Source organism: Dokdonella aquatica (assembly GCF_051987395.1).
Lineage (GTDB): Bacteria > Pseudomonadota > Gammaproteobacteria > Xanthomonadales > Rhodanobacteraceae > Dokdonella.
In genome coordinates this window covers 2405785-2427379 of the sequence record NZ_CP197094.1, presented here as the reverse complement: position 1 = coordinate 2427379, position 21595 = coordinate 2405785, and the positions used below count along the sequence as shown (strand labels likewise).

The following is a 21595-nucleotide window of genomic DNA, read 5'->3' as shown; positions in this document are numbered from 1 at the left end:
GCGTTGGTGCCCGGAGCGGGGATCGAACCCGCATGGCCTCGCGGCCGAGGGATTTTAAGTCCCTTGCGTCTACCGGTTTCGCCATCCGGGCAAGCGTCGAGCATGCCCGAGGACGCCGGCCCGCGCCAGCGCGCGCCTGGTCCGCGCCGAGCGACCGGCGGGAAGATTCAGACCTGCACGTTGCCCGCGTTCGTGCCCATGCGCGGGCGGCGCGACGGCATCTGCCAGTGGCGCGTCGGCGACGTGCGCGATGACGACAGGTAACGCCACGCGGCCACGACGATCTCGCGCACCTCTCGCCACGGCACCGGGGACCGTCCGCGCAGCGCCTCCCACAGCGCACGCTGCTGTTCGGCGGCATCGATGAGCGACTCGCTGTCGTGGGCGGCCTGCCGCACGAGGTAGGCGAACGCGTACACCGGGCAGTAGTCGAGCCACCGCGCGGCCGGATCGCCGGCGCGGATCGTCGCGAAATCGAGCTCGACGAAGTGCTCGTAGCCGCGTGCGAGCGGCTGCGCGGACAGGGCACTGCGCGCGTCGTTCGCGCATCGGTCGGCCTGTCGGGACAGGCATTCCTGCACGGACATCTGCTGGTCGTTCACGGCGGGTGGTCTCCTCTGGCCCAAGGAGAGTGCATGCCGCGCGATGGCCCGAAAATGAACCACGCGGACCTTCCGGGAACCCGGACAGCCGGCCTTCATGCAGCCGGCGCGGCGCTCAGGGATCGAGCAGCGAGCGCTCGAGCACGCAGATGTAGCGATCGCGACCGGCTTCGGGAGGCAGCGGCTGAACGATGATTTCCCAGCGTGGATCACGCGACTCGCCGTCGGCGACCGAGGCGGCGCGGAACGACGTACCGGTGCCGAGCCAGTTGTTGAAGCGTTCGCTGTCGAGCTCCCAGCGCCGGATGATCGCGGCGTGGTCGGCGATGCCGGTGCGTTCGCGGAACGCGTCGTTGACGTGCACGATCTCGGGCGCCGGCATGTCGCCGCGCCGCGCCGTCATGATGAAGAGTGGCGCATGCAGGCTGTCCAGCGTCGCGTGCAGCATGCCGAAGCCGGCCTGGTAGTGGCGGCGATCGAGCAGCTCGACGAGGATGCGCAGCGCGCGCGCCGACTCGAGGTGGATCGGCTCCCACGGCAGCGAGCGGCCTTTCACCTCCTCCTGCCACGCGCTGAAGCTCTGCCGCGGCGACAGGCGCGCGCCCGGGTAGACCTGCAGCTTGGCGAGGTAAGGATTGCCGCCCCAGCGCACCGTGCGCACCTGCTCGACGCGCGTCCACAGGATCGCGCTGCGCGACTGCGCATCGAGCGGGATGTAGAGCACGCCGGCGACCGTCGAGGTGTGCGCATCGAGATCGGGGAAGGCCTTCGCGACCTCGTCGGAATAGATCACGCCCGGCGTGTCCGAGCGCAGCAGCGTGCCCTCGCCGTCGCGGATGCGACGACGCAGGTCGAGCAGGACCTCGTCCGGCGGCAGCACGCCGTAGCGGCTGCTGACGCGCTCGTCGATCAGCGCGACGCCATCGGCTTCGACCGCTTCGAGCAGCTCGGGCGCGAAATCGCGCAGACCGTCGGTGGTGAGGTTCTCGACACCGTTGAAGTGGCTGATGAGGTCCTCGCGCATCGACAGCAGGCGGCTCTCGCGCCAGATCGACTCGAGCTGCTCGACCGCGCCGATGCGCGCGGCGAGCGCGCGGCTGATGAGGTCGGCGGCGTCGCGCATCGCGTGGTCGGCGAACAGCGGCGCGTAGTGGTGGCAGGCCACGAGGCCCCACAGGCGCTCGTTGACGATGATCGAGAGCACGAGCGTCGCCTTGACGCCCATGTTGCCGAGGTATTCGAGGTGCACGGGCGACACGCTGCGCAGCGACACGTCGCTGAGGTCGGTCGGCTCGTCGTCCTCCTGCACGAGCGGCACGGGGCGGTAGCCGCAGTCGGCGATCACGCGCACGCGGTTGCGCAGGTACAGCGCGCGAGCCTGCGCGGGGATGTCGCTGGCCGGATAGTGCAGGCCGACGTAGGGCTCGAACCCTTCCTGGAGCGCCTCGGCGATGACCTCGCCGTGCCAGTCGCGATCGAAGCGGTAGACCATGACGCGGTCGTAGCCGAACAGCCGGCGCAGCGCGCGCGCGGCACGGTCGGCGACCGCCGCGAGCTCGCGCTCGGCCTCGACCTGGCGCAGCAGCGGGTGCACGTCGAGCGGCTCGAAACGCGCGTCGTGGCTCGTCGCGGGCTCGATTTCGAGCAGCCAGTGGCGCTCGTAGAGATGCCACGCGCCGACCATGTCCTTGAGTTCGGCGTTGTGCGGAAACGTGACCGGCAGGTACGCCAGGTGCAGCGGGCGCTCGTCGTTCGGCGCGGCATCGAGCGGATGGCGCGCCGTGCGCACGTGCTGCTGCCAGTCCTTGCCGATCAGGTCGGTCGCGGCGACGCCCGCGATCACGCCGGCATTGTCACTGGCCTGGGTGATGCGACCGCTCGCGGCGTCGATGACGATGAGCAGGCCGTGCGGCTGGATCGCGCCGGGGATGTGGATCGGTTCCCGCGCGCACTCGTCGAGGCTCATGCGTTCATCGTCGGCGGCCATGCGTGATCAGACCTCCGCCGTGCTGGCGGCGAACGCCGCGAAGAATGCACGCGCACCGGCCACCGCGCGCGTCACGGAGCGCTCGTCGGCGAGCACCTCGTCGAGCACGCGCTGGAAACGCGGCCAGCGTACCGGCTCGCTTGCGCCGAGCGAGAAGAAGCGCATCGCGTCGACATCGGGCATGCACGCCTGCAGGCGCGCCGTGATGATGCGGCCGCCGAGCGTCGAGCCTTCGATCACGTAGAGCATGCCCCAGCAGGCCGCTCCGTCGAAGGGCAGCGCCGGCGATGCGAATCGCGCGGGGACGGGCAGGCCCAGTGCCTCGAGGTCGCGCGCGAGCGCGCCCGCTCGAGAACGGTAGATCCAGCCCGGGCGTCCGCCGATGCGGCGCACGAACTCGGCGTGGTCGGCTTCCCAGCCCGCGTACAGCGCATAGAGAGCGGTCAGCAGCCCGCCGTAACGCGCCTGGTCCAGGCCCTTCGAGAAGAGGTCGCGCATGACCGGCGCGGCCTCGGCCCGCGCATGCTCGGCACGGGTCGCTTCGCGCAACCGCCGCGAGACGCGCTCATCGTCGAGAGACCGGGACGACGCGGCCTGCGGGGCCGGCATGTCGAAGGCGGTGTCGGCGGTCAGTGACGTCATCAGGCGGATGTCCAAGAGGCGCGCGGTCGGGCACAAGCGAACCGCAGAGTGCCGGTCGATGGCGAAATCGACGCTGAACCTGTTCCTGTATCAGGTGGCCGTGTCGAATAGCCGAAGGTGCCAGGCGAGCACGGCCTCGTCGACGCGTCCTTCGAGCGCGAGATCGACCGCCTCGAAGGCCTCGAGCACGCCGCGCAGGGCGCGCGATAGTCGCGTCGTGCCCGCGGTGTCGCCGGCCGCACGCGCCTGTGTGATCGCGGCCAGCATCGCCGCCGCCCAGTCGTGCAGCACGACCTCGGACGCCCAGCGACCGCGCAGCCATGCCGCGAGATCGTGCCGCGGCAGCGCGCGCTCGGCCGCGATCGCCTCGAAGGCCAGCGCGACCACGTCGCCCGCGCCGCGGTACCACTCGGTACGGCCGTGCGCGGCGGCGCGGATCTCGAGCGGCGCCGGCGTCGCGTGGGCGGCCAGCAGCTTCTTCAGATGGCGCTCGATCGCCCGCGCCTCGGCGACGCGCGGCGTCTCGATCAGCAGGCCGCGCTCGAGCGCGAACCATGCGTGGAAACGGCGATGCAGGCTGCGCATGCGCACGAGCGGGTCGCGCGCGAAGCCGATCTTGAGCACATCGGCCTCGCGCGCCGGCAACGCGTAGACGTAGCAGCGGCCGCGCGTCGCGGGCCGCCACGGTGCCGGATCCTCGTCGGGGATCGAATCGCTCGTCGCCATCGGCCCGAGCATGCCATGCGGCATCCGTTCAGATCGCGGCCATGCGCGAGCGCCTACGCTGCGCGGGCCGACTGTCGCCGTTCCCAGGGGATCGCCCGTGATGGAGTCCAGCCGCCGCGCCGTGCGCGGCCTCGCCTGCCCGCCCGGGTGGCGTCCGTGACGCCGCGACGCCGGCGCCTCCTGATCATCCTCGCCGTCGCCATGGCCGTGCTCGTCGGCCTCCGCATCGCCTTGCCGACGATCGTCACGAACGCGGTCAACGCACGCCTCGCCAGCATGGGCGACTACCACGGCCGCATCGACGACATCGACATCGCCCTGTGGCGCGGCGCCTACCGCGTGCACGGCTTGCGCATCGCCAAGGACGACGTCCGCGTACCGCTGCTCGACGCGCCGGTCATGCGCGTGAAGACCGAGTGGGGCGAACTGCTGCGCGGCGCGATCGTCGCGCGCGTCGTGTTCGAGTCGCCGACCGTGCACTTCGTCGACGGACGCTCGAGCGCCGACAGCCAGACCGGCCGTGGCGTCGACTGGCGCGACAAGCTCGAGGAACTCGTGCCGACGCGCATCGACGCGGTCGAGATCCACGACGGCACCGTCGTGTTCCACAACTTCGTCTCCGATCCGCCTGTGGACCTGCGCGCGACGCAGGTGCGCGCCACGATCGAGAACCTCACCAACGTGCGCGACGAGGCCGGCGAACGCGTCGCCCACCTCGTCGCGCGCGGCGATCTGCTCGACGGCGCCGACATGGAAGCCGAGGCGCGCTTCGATCCGTTCGGCCGCCTCGACGCGTTCGAACTCGCCGTGCGCGTGACCGGCATCGACCTCACCCACGCCAACGACCTCATGCGCGCTTACAGCGGCTTCGACGTCGAATCGGGCCGCGGCGAATTCGTCATGGAACTCGAGGCCAGCGAGGGCAAACTCTCGGGCTACGCCAAGCCGCTGTTCCACGACCTGCGCGTGTTCGGCAAGCGCGACCTCGCCAAGAACCCGCTGCGCATCGCCTGGGAGGCCCTCGCCCAAGGCATCGTCACGATCTTCAAGAACCACGCCGAGGATCAGTTCGCGACGCGCGTGTCGATCAGCGGGACACTCGACGACAAGCGCATCAGCACGCTCGACGCGGTCGGCGGCATTCTGCGCAACGCGTTCGTCGAGGCGTTCAAGCCGTACTTCGAGGACCTGCCCACGCGGCGCGCGGAGGACGGGAAGGATTGATCCTTCCCCGGCGAGGCTTCACGGCGTCACCCGCGTGAACACGCGGCAACGCACTCACCCGCCGCGCGCACGGCGTCGTCTCCGTTCACCTCGCACTGGGCAGCGCGGCCGTCCAATCACGCGCGCCGGATATCGGCGAGGCGGGGGAGACGCGCGTGGGACACCATTCGTTCAAGGGCCATCATTCGGTCTTCGACCGCTTCGCCTCGGCGACCACGCGCATCGCGGGCTCGCCGTGGGCGTTCTCGTTCGCCCTGCTCGTCGTGCTCGCCTGGGCCGCGATCGGGCCGCTCGCGGGCTTTTCCGAGGTCTGGCAGCTCGTCATCAACACGGGCACGACGATCGTAACCTTCCTCATGGTGTTCCTGATCCAGCGCTCGCAGAACAAGGACAGCCTCGCCGTGCACATGAAGCTCGACGAGCTCATCGCCTCGTCGCGCCTCGCGAGCAACCGCATGCTCGCGATCGAGAAGCTCGACGAGGAGGATCTCGAGAACCTGCGCCGCTTCTACGAGCGCCTCGCGCGGCTCGCCGAGAAGGAAGCCGACCTCGACGAGACGCACTCCCTCGACGAAGCCACACGCGTGCACGCACGCAAGTCGCGCCTGCGCGCGCGTCGCCACGCACCGCCGCCCGACACGACGCACTGAATCGGCACGATCACGCGCGTCGCGCGAAGCGGGCGTTGCCGAGGCCGGTGCCGATCGTCAGCACGCCCCACTGGTCTTCGTCGCGCAGCCAGTGCAACTGGCTGAGGCCCTGCACGACCGCATCGTTGTGCAGCATGACCACGCTGTCGCGGCCCGCGATCGTCGGCAGCCCCGTGCGCAGCTTGTCGGGCAGATGGAAGCGAAGGTGGAACCAGTCGCCGGGCAGGTTCTGCGTGCCGCGGTCGATGCCGCCGTCGGGCCGGATGCGTCCCGGGCAACCCACACCGACGAAAGGTGCGAGGCCGAGCGCCCGCGCCTTCTTCCCTGTCGCGAGCGTGCCCAGCATGTCGACGATCTCGGCGACGAGGTCCTCGCGGTGCGGGTGGTCATCATCGTGGCGCCAGCGCTTCGCCTGCACGACTTCGGGCCGCCCCATGCGTCCCGACTTGCCTGCACGCACGCGCACGATGCCGCAGCGCACGTTGGTACCGCCGATGTCGATCGCGAGGAAGGCGCCGCAGCCGGCCATGACCCATTCCGGCAGCAGATAGGCCGAGCCGAGCAGGCCGGCCTCGTCGGGATCGTCGCGGATCGGCACGAGATCCACCTCGACACCGGCCTCGGCGAGCCGCAGTCGCGCCTGCGCGATCACGCGCTCGCCGAGCGCGCCGCGACGGAAGCCGCCGCCGACGACGATCGTGCGCACGCCTTTCCAGGCCTTGCGCAGGTAGCGCTGCACCACCCCGGCGAGATCGGCCGCGAACGCGTCGACGGCGAGCTCGATCGTCGTCGCGGCCTCGGGTGTTCCCGCACGCCAGTGGTCGATCAGCGCCTTTCGCCCGATGGCCTCGCTCGCCGTGTCGCCGAACGGATCGCCACCGTGCTCGCGCGCGATCCCGCGCCAATGGTCGAGATGCGCGAAGAATGCACGCTTGCTGGCCCGGTCGCCGACGTAGCGGCGCCCGTCACGCAGCTCGAGGTTGTAGTTGACGACATCGACCCACGGCAGGCGCGACGCGCCGTGCGGCGGAAACGGCAACAGCGACGCGGCATCGACCTCGATGCGGCTGCGTGGCGCACGTGGCATGGGCGTCTCCCGGGAAGGTCCAGCCCGCAGCCTCGCGCGCGACGACGCAAGCGCAGGTGAATGCAGGTCAGCGGGGTTGTTCTACCGGCCCCGTCACGCGCCACCCGCGCCACCTGCACCACTGTCGACTGAGATCGATGGCTTTCCTTATTCCCTCCGAAAGAAAAGCCTACCTCCGACCTCACGGCTCTCCCTTCTCCCTCCGGGAGAAGGTGGCCCGAAGGGCCGGATGAGGGTGCGGGATCGTACGAACATCCAATCCCGCCGGGGCCAAGACATGCCAGCACGCAGGCCTTCCTCCCGGATCATCACGACGTTGTCAGGTTTCCCCACAGCTCCCCGTACGTGCCTCACGACGGCGCACCACGCGTGCGCGACCGACCGGGGACACATCATGATGCCGACCACCCTGACCCTCGCGGCGCTCGCCGTGCTCGCCACCGTGGTCATCCTGCGCCAGCGCCTGCGCGCCCAGGCGACGCGCCCGCCACACGCCACGGACCTTCCGCCCGGCATCGCGCGGCTCGTGCTGCCGCGCGTGACGACGACGCCACGCGGCGAAGCCGCCGACGCCGCCGCGCTCGCGGCGCTGCGCCGTGATCCGCGCGCCTCGGCCCTCATGATCGCGAACGCGCTGCGCCACCTCGGCCACGAGCAGCCCGCACTGCAGCGCGGGCTCGTCGAAGCCGCGATCGTGCTCGCCGATCCCGCGGCCCTGCCCGCACTCGCCGACATCGCGCGTCGCGCACCGACGCCGCGCGACGACCTCGACAGCATCGCACTGCGCATGACCGCGATGCGCGGCGTCGAGGCATTCGCGCGTCTCGGCGAACCCGACGCCCTTGAGGTGCTGCTGACGCTCGTCGACGCCGCCGATTCCGCGGTCGCACGTGCCACGACACTCGCGCTCACGCAGGGCGACTTCGGCACCGACCGCCTCGGCCGCCCGCTCTCGCGCCGCCGCGACTGACCCGCCTCGCGGCATCACGCCGCAGGCGCCCCTGCGGACGACAGGCATGAAAAAACCCGCTCGCGCGGGTTCCGTCGTCATCGTCGTTTTGGAGGCCTGGGTCGGAATCGAACCGGCGTACACGGCTTTGCAGGCCGCTGCATGACCACTCTGCCACCAGGCCGGTGGGGTGGCCTGCACGAAGCCGCCACCTGAAAAAACAAAACCTCGGCGGACCGAGGTTTCGATGCGGCCCCTGCAGCGTGCTGCGGTGAACCGTGGAGCGGAGAAGAACGGCGATCCGTCGTCTTCACCATCGAATTGGAGCGGGAAAAGGGGCTCGAACCCTCGACCTCAACCTTGGCAAGGTTGCGCTCTACCAACTGAGCTATTCCCGCGTGGGAGGCGCATCTTACGGAATGGTGCGCAGGAGTCAACCCTTCTGCGTCGATGCGCGCGATCTTTTTTTGCGGACGCCTCGCCCGGCGCGCGTGACCCTCACACCTTACCGCTGTCGGCGTCGCGCATCGCGGGCCACGCGGCGCGCACGTAGACGAGCGCGGACCAGATCGTCAGCACCGCGGCGACGATGAGCAGGCCTTCGCCGATGCGGTACAGGCGCAGCTCGGGCACGTCGCGCTGGTGCAGGCAGACGACGATCGCGACGACCTGCATCGCGGTCTTGAGCTTGCCGACCCAGGCCACGCCGACCTTGGCGCGCTGGCCGATCTCGGCCATCCACTCGCGCAGCGCCGAGATGCTGATCTCGCGGCCGACGATGATCGCGCTCGTCACGGCCATGACCGGCGTCGGGTTCTGCTGCACGAGCAGCATCAGCGCGACCGCGACCATGAGCTTGTCGGCGACCGGGTCGAGGAACGCGCCGAACGCCGAGGTCATGTTGAAGCGGCGCGCGATCCAGCCGTCGAGCCAGTCGGTCGCGGCGGCCAGCATGAACACGCCGGCCGCGGCGATGTTGGACCAGCGCGCGCTCGCCGGGTGGAGCTCGGGGAGGTAGAACACCACCACGATGACCGGCAGCAGGAAAATGCGGAACAGGGTGAGGATCGTCGGCAAAGTCAGTCGCATGACCGCAGTCTACCCGTGCAAGGCCGCGTAGATGCGTTCGGCGAGCTCGCGGTTGATGCCGTCGACCTGCATGAGCTCCTCGACGCCGGCGCGCGTGACGCCGCCGAGGCCGCCGAACTGGCGCAGCAGCGCGGCACGCCGCTTGGCACCGACGCCAGGCACGTCCTCGAGGCTGCTGGCCTCGCGCGCCTTCTCGCGGCGGCCGCGATGGCCGGTGATCGCGAAGCGATGGGCCTCGTCGCGCACGGCCTGGATCAGGTGCGAGGCCGGCGATTCGGGGCCGGGCCACACGACCTGGCCGCTGTCGCCGAGGATCAGGCTCTCGTGGCCGGAGCGGCGCGATTCGCCCTTGGCTACGCCCACCACGCGCAGGCCCTCGATGCCGAGTTCGGCGAGCACCTCGATCGCCTGGCGCACCTGGCCGGTGCCGCCGTCGATCAGCAGCAGGTCGGGCTTGGGCGCCTCGCCCGACTGCACGCGCCGGTAGCGCCGCTCGAGCGCCTGGCGCATCGCGGCGTAGTCGTCGCCGGGCGTGATGCCGCTGATGTTGAAGCGCCGGTACTGCGACTTTTCGGGGCCTTCGGGACCGAACACGACGCACGAGGCGACCGTCGCCTCGCCCATCGTGTGGCTGATGTCGAAGCATTCGATGCGTGCCGGCACCGCGTCGAGGCCGAGCAGCTCGCGCAGCGCCTCGAAGCGCGCGTGCAGGGTCTGCCGGCTCGCCAGGCGCGCGGCGAGCGCGGCGGCGGCGTTCTTGAGCGCGAGTTCGAGGAAGCGCGCGCGGTCGGCGCGCACCGACACCTTGAGCTCGACGCGATGGCCCGCGTGCGCGGCGAGCGCCTCGCCGAGCAGCGCGTGCTCCTCGGGCGCGTGGCTCAGGATGACCTCCTCGGGCACCGGGCGCTCAAGGTAGTACTGGCCCAGGAACGAGCCGATCACGTCCGCCTCTTCGGCATCGAGGCCGAGGCGCGGGAAGAAGTCGCGCGAGCCGAGCGAGATGCCGTCGCGGAAGAACATCACGCTGACGCAGGCGATGCCGTTGGCGATCGCGCAGGCGACGATGTCCATGTCACGCCCGGCGCCCTGCACGTAGTGGCGCGCCTGCACCTTGCGCACGAGCGCGATGCGGTCGCGCACGAGCGCGGCGCGCTCGAAGTCGAGCTGCGCGCTGGCCTTCTCCATCTGCGCGACGAGTTCCTCGAGCAGGGCGTTGCTCTTGCCCTCGAGGAACATCGTCGCGTGGCGCACGCTCTCGCGGTAGTCGTCGGGCGCGATGAGCCCGACGCACGGCGCGCTGCAGCGGCCGATCTGGTGCTGCAGGCACGGCCGCGAGCGGTTGCGGAAGTAGCTGTCCTCGCAGTTGCGGATGCGGAAGAGCTTCTGCAGCAGGCCGAGCGTTTCGCGCACCGCGAGCGCGCTCGGGTACGGACCGAAGAAGCGGCCACCGCCCGTACGCGCGCCGCGGTGGAACGCGAGGCGCGGCGAGTCGCCGGGGGTCAGGTGGATGTAGGGGTAACTCTTGTCGTCGCGCAGCAGGATGTTGTAGCGCGGGCGCAGCGTCTTGATCAGCTGCGCCTCGAGCAGCAGCGCCTCGGCCTCGGTGCGCGTGATCGTGGTCTCGATGCGCGCGATCTGCGCGACCATCGCCGCGATGCGCGGCTGCATGCTCGGCTTGAGGAAGTAGCTGCCGACGCGCTTCTTGAGGTTGCCGGCCTTGCCGACGTAGAGCAGCTCGTCGGACGCACCGAACATGCGGTACACGCCCGGGGCGCTGGTCAGGTTGCCGACGAACGCCTTGCCGTCGAACGCGGGGTCATGCTGCATGCCGCATTGTCGCGCGCCGCCCGTGAACCGGGAACCCGCGCTACTCGCCGATGCCGATGCGGCGGCCGACGCCGCTGGCAAGGTCCACGCGCACGACCTCGTGGGCGTTCGTGTTGGCCACCCACAGCGCGCCCGCACCGACCGAGAGGCCGCCCGGCTCCATGAAGCGGTAATTGATCGTGAGCGGGCGCACGGCGCCGCTCTTGAGGCTCATCGCCTTGATGCGATGGTTGTAGGTGTCGGCGATGAAGACGATGCCGCGCGGGTCGATCGCGACCGCGAGCGGGTTCTGCAGGCGCGCCTCGGCACGTCCGCCCGAGGCGTCGCCGAAGGTGTAGAGGTCGGTGCCGACCAGCGTGGTCACGCGTCCGTCGAGCAGGCGCACGAGGCGCACCGCGGAGGCGGCCGCGTCGGCCACGACCAGCTGCTGGCCCGACATCACGAAGCCGCTCGGCTGGGCGAAGCTCGCCTCGAGCGCGACGCCGTCCTCGAGCGCGAGGCGGCCCGATCCCGCGAACACGTCGACCTTGCCGCGGGTCAGGTCGAGCAGCCAGATCTGGTTCTGGCCGCTCACGAGCACGTAGAGCTTGTCGTTGATGATCGCGAGGTCGCCCGGCGTGCCGACACGCGTCGCGAGCGCGTCGGCATCCTGCGGGCGCTGGCGTCCGACCTCGCCGGTGCCGAGCACGGTCTCCACCTCGCCGCCGTACAGGCGGATGCGCCGCACGGCGTGGTTGCCACGGTCGGCGACGTAGAGCATGTCGTCGCGGATCGCCATGCCCTGCGGATCACGCAGGCCGCATTCGGAGAGGCGCCCGTCCCAGAAGCCGGGATCACCCGAGCCGAACTGGCGCAGGATGCGGCCCTCGTGCGTGCATTCGAGCACGCGATGGTGGCCGCTGTCGGCCACGTACAGCAGCGTGTCGGTCGCGAGCACCTTGCCCGGGAACGCGAGCGTCATGCGCGGCTCGGGGCGCTGCGCGGTGGTGGTCGGGCCGTACTCGCGCAGATCGCGCTCGGCGGCCTCGTCGAGGAGCTGGGCGACCCAGTCGTCGAGGTCGCGCCGGCGGCCCTCGCCCGGCACGACGCCCGCGACGAGGCCTTCGGCATCGATCACGACGACGGTCGGCCACGCGTCGACGCCGTAGTGCTGCCAGAGCGCGAAACCCGGGTCACTGGCCGTCGCGTGGCGGATCTGCAGGCGGTTGACCGCCTTGAGCACGGCGCCACTGTCGTGCTGGTGCGGGTACTTCGGCGAATGCACGCCGAGCACGGTCACGCCGTCGTGGTAGCGGCTCTCGAGGAACGCGAGATCGGGCAGCACGTTCCAGGCATTGACGTTGTCGTAGCTCCAGAACCACAGCAGGACGACGCGCCCGCGCAACGCCGACAGCGTCGGCGGCTCGCTGACGTTGACCCAGTCGAGTCCTGCCGGAAATTCCGGCGCCGGGCGCCTCGCGTCGATCATGGCGGTGGCCATCCTCCTGTGCTGCACCACACGGCCCGAGGCCTGTGGCATGCCCCGATTATGCCCCGCCGAACCGCCGTGCGAGCGCCGACACGCCGTCGCGTGCCAGATCGAGCGCCCGCCGGAACTCGGCCGGACCGCCGTAGTAGGGATCCGGCAGCTCGCGCTCGGCCCGCCCCGCGAACGGCAGGAACAGTGCGACGCGCCCGCGCGCCGCCGCCGGCGTACGGCGCAGCAGCGCGCTCAGGTTGACCTCGTCCATGACGAGCAGGTGGTCGAAAGCCTCGAAATCGGCATCGGCGACCTGACGCGCGCGATGCGCCGCCATCGGATAGCCGTGCGCCTCGGCCAGCGCGATCGAACGCGGATCGGCACCGTCACCGACATGGTAGGCCTCGGTGCCGGCCGAGGCGACGTCGATGGCGAGCCCGGCCTTCGCGAACTCGACGCGTGCGACCGCCTCGACCGTCGGCGAGCGGCAGATGTTGCCCATGCACACGAACAGCAGTCGCGTCACTGCCCGGCCTCGGCGAACAGGCGTTCGACGCGGACCAGGTCCTCGAGCGTGTCGACACCGGCCGGGAACGGCTCCGGCGCGAGCGCGACCGCGATCGCATGACCGTGTTCGAGCGCACGCAGCTGCTCGAGCGACTCGGCCTGCTCGAGCGGCGTGCGCGGCAGCGACGCGAGCGTGCGCAGGAAGCCGGCGCGGTAGGCATAGATGCCGATGTGACGCAGGAACGGCACGCCATCGGGCAGGTGGTGACGGTCGCGCACGAACGCATCGCGCGCCCACGGCAGCGGCGCGCGGCTGAAATAGAGCGCGAGGCCATCGGCGCGGCGAACGACCTTGACGCCGTTCGGATCGAACAGCTCGTGGGCGTCGCCGACCGGCGTCGCGAGGGTGGCCATCGGCGCGGGCGTCGCGGCGAGGCAGCGCGCGACCTCGAGGATGCCGCTGGCCGGCGCGAGCGGTTCGTCGCCCTGCAGATTGACGACGATCGCGTCGTCGCTCCAGCCGCGCAGCGCGGCGACCTCGGCGAGCCGGTCGGTGCCCGAGGCGTGGTCGGCACGCGTCATGACGACCTCGACGCCGCTGCCGTCGAGCGCCGCGGCGATGCGCGCGTCGTCGGTCGCGACGATCACCTCGCGCGCGCCGGCCTCGAGCGCGCGGCGCACCACGTGCACGATCATCGGCGTGCCCGCGATCGGCATGAGCGGCTTGCCGGGCAGGCGCTGCGAACCGTAGCGGGCCGGGATCGCGACGACGAAATCGGGGGCGGCGGACATGGCCGTGACTCCTGGGACGAGGCGGCCAGCCTAAACGAGCCCCGCGGGACGCGACAGGGGCGGGTGTATGATGCGCGCCCCCGATGTCCGCGACGCCCTGCCCTTGAACGCCCCCACGGCTCCCGTGCCGGCCCTGCCCGCGCGGGCCGCGCTCATGATGGTCGTGAGCGCGTCGTTCTTCGCGCTCATGGTGATCGCGATCCGCTACGCCTCGCGCGACCTGCACGCGTTCGAGATCGCGTTCTTCCGCTGCCTGTTCGGCGCGCTGTTCGCGCTGCCGCTGCTGCACGTGCACGGCCTGCGCATCCTGCACACGCAGCGCTTCGGCTTCTACGTCGTGCGCTGCGGCGTCGGCATGGTGTCGATGCTGTGCGGGTTCTGGGCGCTCGTGCACCTGCCGCTCGCGCAGGCGGTCGCGCTGTCCTACTCCACGCCGCTGTTCGTGACGATCGGTGCCGTGCTCGTGCTCGGCGAGGTCGTGCGCGCGCGCCGCTGGAGCGCCGTCATCGCGGGCTTCATCGGCATCCTCGTGATCGTGCGCCCCGGCAGCGCGGAGTTCAGCAACGCGAGCATGGTGGCGCTGCTCGCCGCCGGCCTCAGCGGCATGGTCACGATCAGCATCAAGTTCCTCTCGCGCACCGAGCCGCCCGACCGCATCGTGCTGCTGACCACGCTGCTGTGGGTGCCGCTGACCCTGCCCGGTGCGCTGCTCGTGTGGCAGTGGCCGCCGCTGCAGGCCTGGCCGTGGCTCGTGATGGCCGGCGCCTGCGGCACCGGCGGCCACTACTTCTGGACGCGCGCGCTCAAGCTCGCCGAGGCCTCGGCACTCGCACCGCTGAGCTACCTGCAGCTCGTCATCGTCGCGGTACTCGCATGGCTGCTGTTCGACGAGGCGGTCGACCGCTACACGGCGATCGGCGCGACGATCGTGATCGGTGCGAGCGTCTACATCGCGCGGCGCGAAGCACGCGTCGCCCGCGAGCAGCGCAAGGAAGCCGTCGTCGCCAAGGGCGAGCCGCAGGCCTGAGGTGTCAGGTGCGTGGTCGCGCGTGGCGCTCGAGCGTCCACAGCAGTGCGGCTGCGGCGAGCCAGGCCAGGAACAACGGGCCACGCGGCGCCGGATGGCGCGGCGGATCGACCGATGCCGTATCGACGTGCGCCGCAAGGCGCTGCGTGCGCTCGGCGGCTTCGGTGCGTGCGAGTCCGGGGGCCTCGTCCGCCGCGCGTACGTAGGTGAAGCGCTGCGACGTCGCATCACGCACGACATGCCAGCCCGCCTCGCGCGGCCACCACGCCGCGCAGCCTTGCGCATCGGCGTCGGTCACGAGCGTTGTCGCGGCGACGTCCACGGCATCGGCAGGCGTCACGCGCGGCGCCTCGCCGAGCCCGCACAGCACGCGCCGCTCACCGACACGCGCCGTCGCGAGCGGCGGCAGCGAGGCCTCGCCGCGTGCACGCGCGAGCGTCGCGACGATGCGGCTCCAGGCCGCGCCGAAGCCTTGCGCATCGCCGCGCAGCGCGAGGCGATGGCTGTCGAGCAGCCAGATCGCGCCGACACGGCCGTGGCCGCGCGCCGTCCATGCCGCGAGCGGTGTCGCATCGGCGGCGAGGACCAGCGGCACCGAGGTGTCGCCACGCAGGCGCAGCGGCCGGCGCGTCGCGACGACGGGCTCGCCTCCGATCGTCGCATCGAGCGTGACGGCCGGTCCGATCGCGGCGTTCTCGAGATCGATCCCGAGCGCCGCCCAGTCGCGCGCGACGGGCGCCGGCAGCGGACCGGTCGCGCGCAGCAGCAGGCCGAGCCCTTCGTCGACCGCTTCGCCGACGGCAGCCTTGGCCGGCGCGTCGAGCCCGGCCCAGCTGCGCTCGTCGAGCACGAGCAGGTCGAGCGCGCGCAGACCTTCGGCGTCGAGGCGCACCTCGCCGTCACGCATCGCGATGCCGCGGCTCAGCGCGAGCCGGCTCGACCATGCGAGTCCCGCATCGCGCGCCCAGCGCGCGAGCATCCTGAGTTCCGCATCGGGCGCGCCGGCGACGACGCCGACACGCGCGGCTTCGCCGCCGCCGACGACGAGCGGCACCGGCACGCGCTCGAGCGTCGCATCGGCCTCGCCCTTGACCAGCAGCGCGAGCACGTCGCGGCCCTCGCCCTTGGCGCGTGCGCGCACGACGAAACGTCCCTCGGCATCGATGACCGCCGATCCGACGACGTCGTCGCCGCGGTCACGCAGCTCGATGCGCGCGCCGTCGAGGCCGGCGACGCGCCCGGACAGTCGCCATGCCGCGCCGGCCTCGACGCGTGCCGGCGCATCGAGCTCGACGAGGCCGCGCGGCGGCAGGCCGTGTTCGAGCGTGACCGCGAGGCCACGCGCGGCGTCGACATCGCGTGCGGCGAGACCGTCGCCGAGCACGCGCAACGTCGTCGTGCCCGGATGCGCGCGCAACGCGCTGCCGAGATCGGGGAAGCGCGCGACGGACGACGGCTCGCCCGCCTCGGGCATCGCGACCACGACGGCATCCGCGGGCAACGGGGCGAGCGCCGCGGGATCGGCCGCGGCCGTCACGACGACGAGCGGTGGCGCCTCGTGCGCGAGGCGCGGCGGCACGAGCACGAGGGCGAGCAGAACCGCGACGACGGGCTGCAGCAGCAGGCGCGGCACGCGCCACGTACGGCCATCGCGCCATGTGCGCCACGACGCCACGAGCGTCGCGAGCGCGATCAGCGCGCCGATGGCGAGGGCCGGCGTCATCGCGGCTCTCCCGTACCGAGCGCGTCGAGGTAGGCACGTCCCGCCGCATCAGGCGTCTCGCGCAGGCGCACGGCCGGTGCCGGTGCACGCAGCAGCGGCCACAGGCGATCGAGCACGCGTGCGCGGCAGTCGGCGCAGGCCGTGTCGCGGCGCAAGGCGTCGAATGCGGCGACGATGCCGAGCACGTCGTCGACGCGCTCGGGATGGCTACGCATCCAGACTTCGAGCGCTGCGGTATCGGGCAGGCCACCGCGCTCGACCTCGCCGTAGACCTCGGCGACGACGGCGTCGGACGGTGTCGCGGCGGCGAGGCTCGCGCGGCGGTCGCGCACGCCGGCGCGCTCGCCCGTGAGGCGGCGCGTCTCGTCGACCGGCGGCAGCTCGAGGCCGACGCGGGCGAGGTAGATGCGCGTGGCCTGCTGCACCTGCTTGATCGCCGCGAGCGCGCGGTTCTCGTGCGGCAGGGCCTCGCGCGGATGGCCGCTGCGCAGCTGCAGCTCGGCCTGCCACATCGCGTCGAGCGCGGTCTTGAGGATGCGCTTGGTCTCGGGATCGAGCAGCGTCGCGGCTTCGGCGTGGTCGTGCGTGTGGCCGTACTCGGCGATCACGCCGGCCGCGTCGCCGAAGCGCGGTGCCTCGGCGCCCGGCGCTGCGCCGTGGTCGTGGTCGTGTCCGGCATGCGACGCGTCGGCGGTCTCACTCTCCTCGTGCGCGTGCGGTTCATCGCCATGCTCGTCGTGGTCGTGGCCGTCGTGCGACGTCTCGTCGTCGGGCTTCGCGGCGGCCGGTGGTGGCGTCGCACCCGATTCGAACTCCTCGCCGAGGAACTGGCCGTAGCGCAGGCGCAGGATCTTCTGGTCGACGCCGATCGCGTCGCTGCGCGCGAGGAAGCGCGCCTCGTCGAGCGTGCCGCGTTCGGCGAGCAGCGCTTCGGTGTCGATGATGATCTGGCGCTGGCTGCGGAAGTAGGCCGGCAACGTCTTCTGCACGATGCCGTCGATGCCCGAGGCCTCGGCGCCGAGATCGGGCGGCCAGCGCAGGATGAAGCTCGCGCTGCGCGTGACGTTCGGCTCGGGCACGCGGTTGTCGGCGACCGCGACGCGCACGATGAGGTCGTCGCCCTGCGCGAAGCCGAGCGCGGTGAGATCGAGCGCATGCGTGTAGCGACGCTTGCGCGCATCGCCCTCGCCGCGCAGCACGACGCTGCTCTCCTTGACAGTGACCTGCTCGCCGCTGCCTTGCGCGAGCGTGATCGACAGGCGCGCGGAGGCGAGGCCGTAATCGTCGCCGGCCTCGAACACGAGGCGCCAGATCGGCTGCGCACGGTCGAGCACGCTGAGCGTGCGCTCGGGCTCGATCACGCGCACCTGCGGTGGTTCGTCGGGCACGGCGTCGAGACGATTGAGCGCCGCATCGGCGAGCGGCGCGATGCCGCCGACCTCGACGCGGTACAGCGTCGACGCATCGAGCGTCGTTTCGCCGTTCCAGCCGTCACCGTCGCGCGCGAGTTCGAGGCGCCGGCCGTCGTGGAACGCGAGCGCGACCGTGTCGGGCATCGGCGCGATGCGCAGGCTCCAGCGCAACCGAGAACCCTGCGGCGCACGCGCCTCGAGCGAGGCCTCGCTGCGCGCGGGCAGCGCCGTGTACGCGGGCGGCTCGATCGCGAGCGTGCTCGCGACGAGACGGGTCGGTCCGGTCTCGATCGCCTCCGCCGGCGACGGTGTCTGCACCGTCGCGGCCGATCCGCCCGACGACACGGGCCATGCGGCCGCGAGCACGACCGCAACCAGCGCGACGCCCCACGTCGCGGCGAGCGCCTTCGTGGGCCATGGCTTGCGCACGTCCGCGCGCGCGCCGGCGAGCCTCGCGGCGACGCGCTCGCGCTGCAGGTGCGCGAGCGGAGTGAGATCGTCCGGTTCGGCGAGCAGCAGGTCGCTGCTGTCCTCGAGCCCCGGCACCGCGGCGTCGAGCGCGCGCACGATGTCGGCGAGGCCGATGCGTCGCGACACCGCGATCGTGCAGGCGACCACGGCGACGAATCCGAGCAGCGCAATGACCATGGCCGGCGTCGACCCACCGAGGCGTGCGGCGAGTGCGGCGACCGCGAGCACCGGCGCGAGCCCGAGCGCGACGACGATCGCCGCGCGACGCCGGCGCGACGCAGCGAGCCTGCCGTGCAACGTGGCGCTCATGCGGCCTCCCTGCGGCGGCGCGTCGCGAGCACGCGATCGACGAGGAACAGCGCCGCGATCGCGACGCCGAGCCATGGATCGAGCGGCAGGCGCCACGGCGTCCCCGCCGCGGCACCTGTCGTCGGCGCGACGGCGTTCGCATCGCCACGGCGAGGGACCGCACCGGCCGTGGTGAACAGCCAATCGTGAAGGTCGCGCGCGAAGTGCGCATCGAGCAGCTGCGGGATCGCCTGCGGCTCGAACGCGCGCACGAGCGCGAGACGCGTGCCGCGTCCCTCGGTGACCTCGCGCACGAGCGCACCGTCGTCGTCGCGGGCGAGTACGCGGCCCTGCGTCGCGCCGGGTTCGACGACCAGCGCGCGTCCGCCGGCCTCGATCCAGGCCTTCGCAGCCGCATCGGGTGCACCGTCGAGCCAGACCAGCGCGTCGGTCGCAGGCGGGATCGGTGCGCCGGGCGACTGCTCGTCGAGCATGACGGCATCGGGCACGGCGCTGTTCCACGCCGTCACCGCGGCGCGCACGTTGCGTGCGCCGTGGCTGTCGCCCGCCGTGCGGCGCAGCGAGAGATGACGCTTCGTGCTCGCCGCCTTGGCAGCCACGGTCGTCGTCGAAGCGGCCGCGGCGACGACGTGCCATTCGACCGTACGCGACAGCGTCAGCGCGCCGCCGTCGAGTCCATCCAGCTGCGCGGGTACGACGACCGTCATCGCGGTGCCGGCCGGCAGTCCGGCATCGGCTTCGCGCAGCAGGCTCGCGACGTCGGATCCGGCTGCGGGAGCCTCCTCTTCGAATACAGGAAAACCGTCGGCCAGCCACGACCATGTCGCGCCTTCGGGTGCGGTCACGGCACGCGCGGCGGTGACCTCCACACCCGGCGCGACGAACACCTGCGGCCGCGCAAGACGCGGGTCGCCGTCGAGCACGGGACGCGCGAGCAGCAGCGCGACGAGTGCGAGCAGCAGCAGGCGCGTGGCGAGCAGCGGCAGGTCCTGCCAGCGCAGGCGTCGGCGCGGACGCGTGCGTCCGTGGATCCAGCGCAGGGCCGCAAACGGTGTCGGCGTGTCCTCGGGACGCCGCACGAGGTGCACGACGATCGGAATGATCCACGCCGCGAGCGCAGCGAGGGCCAGCGGTACGAGCAGCACGAGGCTCATGCGCGCCGTGCCGCGGGGCCGCTGCCGAACAGGCGACGCAGCACGGCATCGATGGGCTCACCGAGCACGTGCGTGTCGACGCGCACGCCGGCCGCGGCGAGGCGTGCGGCCAGTGCGGCGCGTGCGGCGGCGAAGCGCGCGACGTAGTCGGCGCGCGCGGCAGGAGCATCGACGCGCAGCTCGGCGCCGTCCTCGGGATCGACGAAACGGTGGCCGCCGCGGAACGGGAAGTCGCGCTCGTCGGCGCCGATCACCTGGATCACGACGACCTCGCGGCGCGCCGCGGACAGGCGCTCGAGATGCGCGACGAGTGCGTCGTCGAACATGTCGGACAGCACGACGACAAGCGCGCCGGGCTCGATGCGTTCCCACAGCGGACGCAACGCGGCATCGCCGGGCATCGCACCTGCGCTCGTCGCGCGATCGAGATCGAGCAGGCAGCGGTCGCGCTGACGCGTGCCGCCGGCCGGCGTGACCCACGTCGGTGCCGGCGAGACGAGCAGCGCAATGCCGAAGCGTTCGCCCTGGCGCACGGCGAGCTCGAGCACGCAGGCGGCGAGCAGGCGTGCGTCGTCGAGCTTGGTGGTCGAGGAATCGGCCACGTCGGCGAGGCCCATCGACGCCGACGCGTCGACGACGACCCACGCGGTGAGCGGGCTGTCGCGTTCGGACTCGCGCACGAAGTAGCGGTCCGAACGCGCGAACAGTTTCCAGTCGATGCGGCGCGGCTCGTCGCCGGGCTCGTAGCCGCGGTACTGCGCGAACTCGAGGCCGGCGCCGCGGCTGCGGCTCGCGTGCAGGCCGAGGCCGCCGGCGCCCGAGGCACCGCGCACGGCCAGGCGCAGATCACGCAGGCGCGCGCGCAGGGCGGCCGGCAGGCGCATCGGCGCGAGCTCAGGCCGGCAGCGGCAAGGCGCGCAGCAGCGCCGCGACGACGTCGTCGGTGCTGCGCTGCTCGGCTTCGGCCGCGAACGAGAGCAGCAGGCGGTGGCGCAGCACCGGCGCGGCGAGCGCCTGCACGTCCTCGCGCGTCGCGGCGAGGCGGCCTTGCAGCAGCGCGCGCGCCTTGGCCGCGAGCACGAGCGACTGGCCCGCGCGCGGACCGGCACCCCAGCGCACCCATTCGCGCACCTCGGTGACCGCGCTGGTCTGCGGCCGCGTCGCGCGCACGAGGCGCGTGATCCAGTCGAGCAGGCCGTCGCCGACGTGCACGTCGCGCACGAGCTTCTGCAGCTCGATCACCTCGGCGCCGTCCATGACGGTCGTCGCACGCGGGTTCGCGCGGCCGGTCGTGCGGTCGAGGATCGCGCGCTCCTCGGCCTCGCTCGGGTAGTCGACGCGGATGTGCAGCAGGAAACGGTCGAGCTGCGCCTCGGGCAAGGGATAGGTGCCGGCCTGTTCGAGCGGGTTCTGCGTGGCGAGCACGAAGAACGGCTCGGGCAGCGCGTAGGTCGTGCCGCCGTAGCTGACCGTGTGCTCCTGCATCGCCTCGAGCAGCGCGGCCTGGGTCTTCGGCGGCGTGCGGTTGAGTTCGTCGGCGAGCAGCAGGCTCGTGAACACGGGTCCCTTCTGGAACGTGAAGTGGCGCTTGCCGGTGCCGTGGTCCTCCTCGAGGATCTCGGTGCCGAGGATATCGCTCGGCATGAGGTCCGGCGTGAACTGGATGCGCCGGAACGCGAGCGACAGCGCGTCGCCGAGCGAGCGCACGAGCAGCGTCTTGCCGAGTCCCGGCACGCCTTCGAGCAGGCAGTGGCCGCCCGAGAGCAGGCCGATCAGCAGCTGTTCGACGACCTCGTCCTGGCCGACGATGACCTCGGCGATCGCGGCGCGCAGTGCGCCGAGGCGCGCGAGGCGCTGTTGCACGGCGGCTTCGGTGATCGGTTCGTTCATGGGCGGGATCCGGCGGGAGGCGGGGTCATCATCGCGGCGGCACCACGCGTGTGCACCTGCACAATGTC

The 21595-nt window shown here is 71.9% G+C and carries 19 protein-coding genes and 3 tRNA genes; 4 read left to right on the top strand and 18 right to left on the bottom strand.

Annotated features, from left to right (window positions below):
- Nucleotides 1-4: 4 nt before the first annotated feature.
- The 5 genes from ACQQ2N_RS10675 to ACQQ2N_RS10655 all read right to left on the bottom strand — a co-directional run bounded on the left by ACQQ2N_RS10675 (nucleotide 5) and on the right by ACQQ2N_RS10655 (nucleotide 3969).
- Nucleotides 5-91, bottom strand: a tRNA-Leu gene (locus tag ACQQ2N_RS10675).
- A 76-nt stretch (nucleotides 92-167) separates the two neighbouring features.
- The gene (locus ACQQ2N_RS10670) at nucleotides 168-602 is read right to left on the bottom strand and encodes a hypothetical protein (protein WP_440221567.1); all 435 of its coding nucleotides are present in this window, start codon (nucleotides 600-602) and stop codon (nucleotides 168-170) included.
- A 115-nt stretch (nucleotides 603-717) separates the two neighbouring features.
- Nucleotides 718-2589, bottom strand: coding sequence for a GAF domain-containing protein (locus tag ACQQ2N_RS10665; protein ID WP_440221566.1), 1872 nt, complete (start codon nucleotides 2587-2589; stop codon nucleotides 718-720).
- 6 nt (nucleotides 2590-2595) lie between these two features.
- Nucleotides 2596-3231, bottom strand: coding sequence for a biliverdin-producing heme oxygenase (locus tag ACQQ2N_RS10660; RefSeq protein ID WP_440221565.1), 636 nt, complete (start codon nucleotides 3229-3231; stop codon nucleotides 2596-2598).
- Nucleotides 3232-3321: 90 nt separating this feature from the next.
- The gene (locus ACQQ2N_RS10655) at nucleotides 3322-3969 is read right to left on the bottom strand and encodes a GIY-YIG nuclease family protein (protein ID WP_440221564.1); all 648 of its coding nucleotides are present in this window, start codon (nucleotides 3967-3969) and stop codon (nucleotides 3322-3324) included.
- Between the two features lie 144 nt (nucleotides 3970-4113).
- Here ACQQ2N_RS10655 and ACQQ2N_RS10650 point away from each other — a divergent pair, with 144 nt between their 5' ends.
- Both ACQQ2N_RS10650 and ACQQ2N_RS10645 read left to right on the top strand, forming a co-directional pair.
- Complete coding sequence (locus ACQQ2N_RS10650) at nucleotides 4114-5181, top strand: DUF748 domain-containing protein (RefSeq protein ID WP_440221563.1); 1068 nt, start codon at nucleotides 4114-4116, stop codon at nucleotides 5179-5181.
- 155 nt (nucleotides 5182-5336) lie between these two features.
- Nucleotides 5337-5831: a low affinity iron permease family protein gene (locus tag ACQQ2N_RS10645; RefSeq protein WP_440221562.1), complete on the top strand. Its 495-nt coding sequence runs from the start codon at nucleotides 5337-5339 to the stop codon at nucleotides 5829-5831.
- A gap of 10 nt (nucleotides 5832-5841) precedes the next feature.
- Here the strand turns inward: ACQQ2N_RS10645 and ACQQ2N_RS10640 are convergent, their stop codons facing one another.
- Nucleotides 5842-6918 (bottom strand): ROK family protein, encoded by a 1077-nt coding sequence (locus ACQQ2N_RS10640; protein ID WP_440221561.1) that lies wholly within the window; start codon nucleotides 6916-6918, stop codon nucleotides 5842-5844.
- Nucleotides 6919-7312: 394 nt separating this feature from the next.
- Here ACQQ2N_RS10640 and ACQQ2N_RS10635 point away from each other — a divergent pair, with 394 nt between their 5' ends.
- Nucleotides 7313-7888 carry a hypothetical protein gene (locus tag ACQQ2N_RS10635; protein ID WP_440221560.1) on the top strand — a complete coding sequence of 192 codons (576 nt, stop codon included), beginning with the start codon at nucleotides 7313-7315 and terminating at the stop codon, nucleotides 7886-7888.
- 89 nt (nucleotides 7889-7977) lie between these two features.
- On the opposite strand, the gene ACQQ2N_RS10630 is transcribed toward ACQQ2N_RS10635, so the two are convergent.
- The 7 genes from ACQQ2N_RS10630 to kdsB form a co-directional block, all read right to left on the bottom strand.
- Nucleotides 7978-8051 (bottom strand) — tRNA-Cys (locus tag ACQQ2N_RS10630).
- A gap of 138 nt (nucleotides 8052-8189) precedes the next feature.
- Nucleotides 8190-8265, bottom strand: a tRNA-Gly gene (locus tag ACQQ2N_RS10625).
- Nucleotides 8266-8365: 100 nt separating this feature from the next.
- Nucleotides 8366-8956 carry a CDP-diacylglycerol--glycerol-3-phosphate 3-phosphatidyltransferase gene (gene pgsA, locus ACQQ2N_RS10620; RefSeq protein WP_440221559.1) on the bottom strand — a complete coding sequence of 197 codons (591 nt, stop codon included), beginning with the start codon at nucleotides 8954-8956 and terminating at the stop codon, nucleotides 8366-8368.
- Nucleotides 8957-8965: 9 nt separating this feature from the next.
- Nucleotides 8966-10783: an excinuclease ABC subunit UvrC gene (gene uvrC / locus ACQQ2N_RS10615; protein WP_440221558.1), complete on the bottom strand. Its 1818-nt coding sequence runs from the start codon at nucleotides 10781-10783 to the stop codon at nucleotides 8966-8968.
- Nucleotides 10784-10823: 40 nt separating this feature from the next.
- Nucleotides 10824-12251, bottom strand: coding sequence for a thioredoxin-like domain-containing protein (locus ACQQ2N_RS10610; RefSeq protein WP_440225688.1), 1428 nt, complete (start codon nucleotides 12249-12251; stop codon nucleotides 10824-10826).
- A 58-nt stretch (nucleotides 12252-12309) separates the two neighbouring features.
- On the bottom strand, nucleotides 12310-12768 hold the full coding sequence (locus tag ACQQ2N_RS10605; protein WP_440225687.1) for a low molecular weight protein-tyrosine-phosphatase: 459 nt from the start codon (nucleotides 12766-12768) through the stop codon (nucleotides 12310-12312).
- Nucleotides 12765-13541 (bottom strand): 3-deoxy-manno-octulosonate cytidylyltransferase, encoded by a 777-nt coding sequence (gene kdsB, locus ACQQ2N_RS10600; RefSeq protein WP_440225686.1) that lies wholly within the window; start codon nucleotides 13539-13541, stop codon nucleotides 12765-12767. Before kdsB ends, ACQQ2N_RS10605 begins: the two co-directional genes overlap by 4 nt.
- Before the next feature lie 103 nt (nucleotides 13542-13644).
- Between kdsB and ACQQ2N_RS10595 the strand changes: the two genes are divergently transcribed.
- Nucleotides 13645-14568, top strand: coding sequence for a DMT family transporter (locus ACQQ2N_RS10595; protein WP_440225685.1), 924 nt, complete (start codon nucleotides 13645-13647; stop codon nucleotides 14566-14568).
- A 4-nt stretch (nucleotides 14569-14572) separates the two neighbouring features.
- On the opposite strand, the gene ACQQ2N_RS10590 is transcribed toward ACQQ2N_RS10595, so the two are convergent.
- The 5 genes from ACQQ2N_RS10590 to ACQQ2N_RS10570 are packed head-to-tail and all read right to left on the bottom strand — an operon-like array spanning nucleotide 14573 to nucleotide 21527.
- Nucleotides 14573-16291, bottom strand: coding sequence for a hypothetical protein (locus ACQQ2N_RS10590; protein ID WP_440225683.1), 1719 nt, complete (start codon nucleotides 16289-16291; stop codon nucleotides 14573-14575).
- The gene (locus tag ACQQ2N_RS10585) at nucleotides 16288-18483 is read right to left on the bottom strand and encodes a DUF4175 family protein (RefSeq protein WP_440225682.1); all 2196 of its coding nucleotides are present in this window, start codon (nucleotides 18481-18483) and stop codon (nucleotides 16288-16290) included. Before ACQQ2N_RS10585 ends, ACQQ2N_RS10590 begins: the two co-directional genes overlap by 4 nt.
- Nucleotides 18480-19637 carry a BatA domain-containing protein gene (locus tag ACQQ2N_RS10580; protein ID WP_440225681.1) on the bottom strand — a complete coding sequence of 386 codons (1158 nt, stop codon included), beginning with the start codon at nucleotides 19635-19637 and terminating at the stop codon, nucleotides 18480-18482. The genes ACQQ2N_RS10585 and ACQQ2N_RS10580 overlap by 4 nt, the downstream gene beginning before the upstream one ends.
- Entirely contained in the window at nucleotides 19634-20521 is an 888-nt protein-coding gene (locus ACQQ2N_RS10575) for a DUF58 domain-containing protein (RefSeq protein WP_440225680.1), read from the bottom strand. The genes ACQQ2N_RS10580 and ACQQ2N_RS10575 overlap by 4 nt, the downstream gene beginning before the upstream one ends.
- Before the next feature lie 10 nt (nucleotides 20522-20531).
- Nucleotides 20532-21527 carry an AAA family ATPase gene (locus ACQQ2N_RS10570; protein ID WP_440225679.1) on the bottom strand — a complete coding sequence of 332 codons (996 nt, stop codon included), beginning with the start codon at nucleotides 21525-21527 and terminating at the stop codon, nucleotides 20532-20534.
- Between the last annotated feature and the right edge of the window lie 68 nt (nucleotides 21528-21595).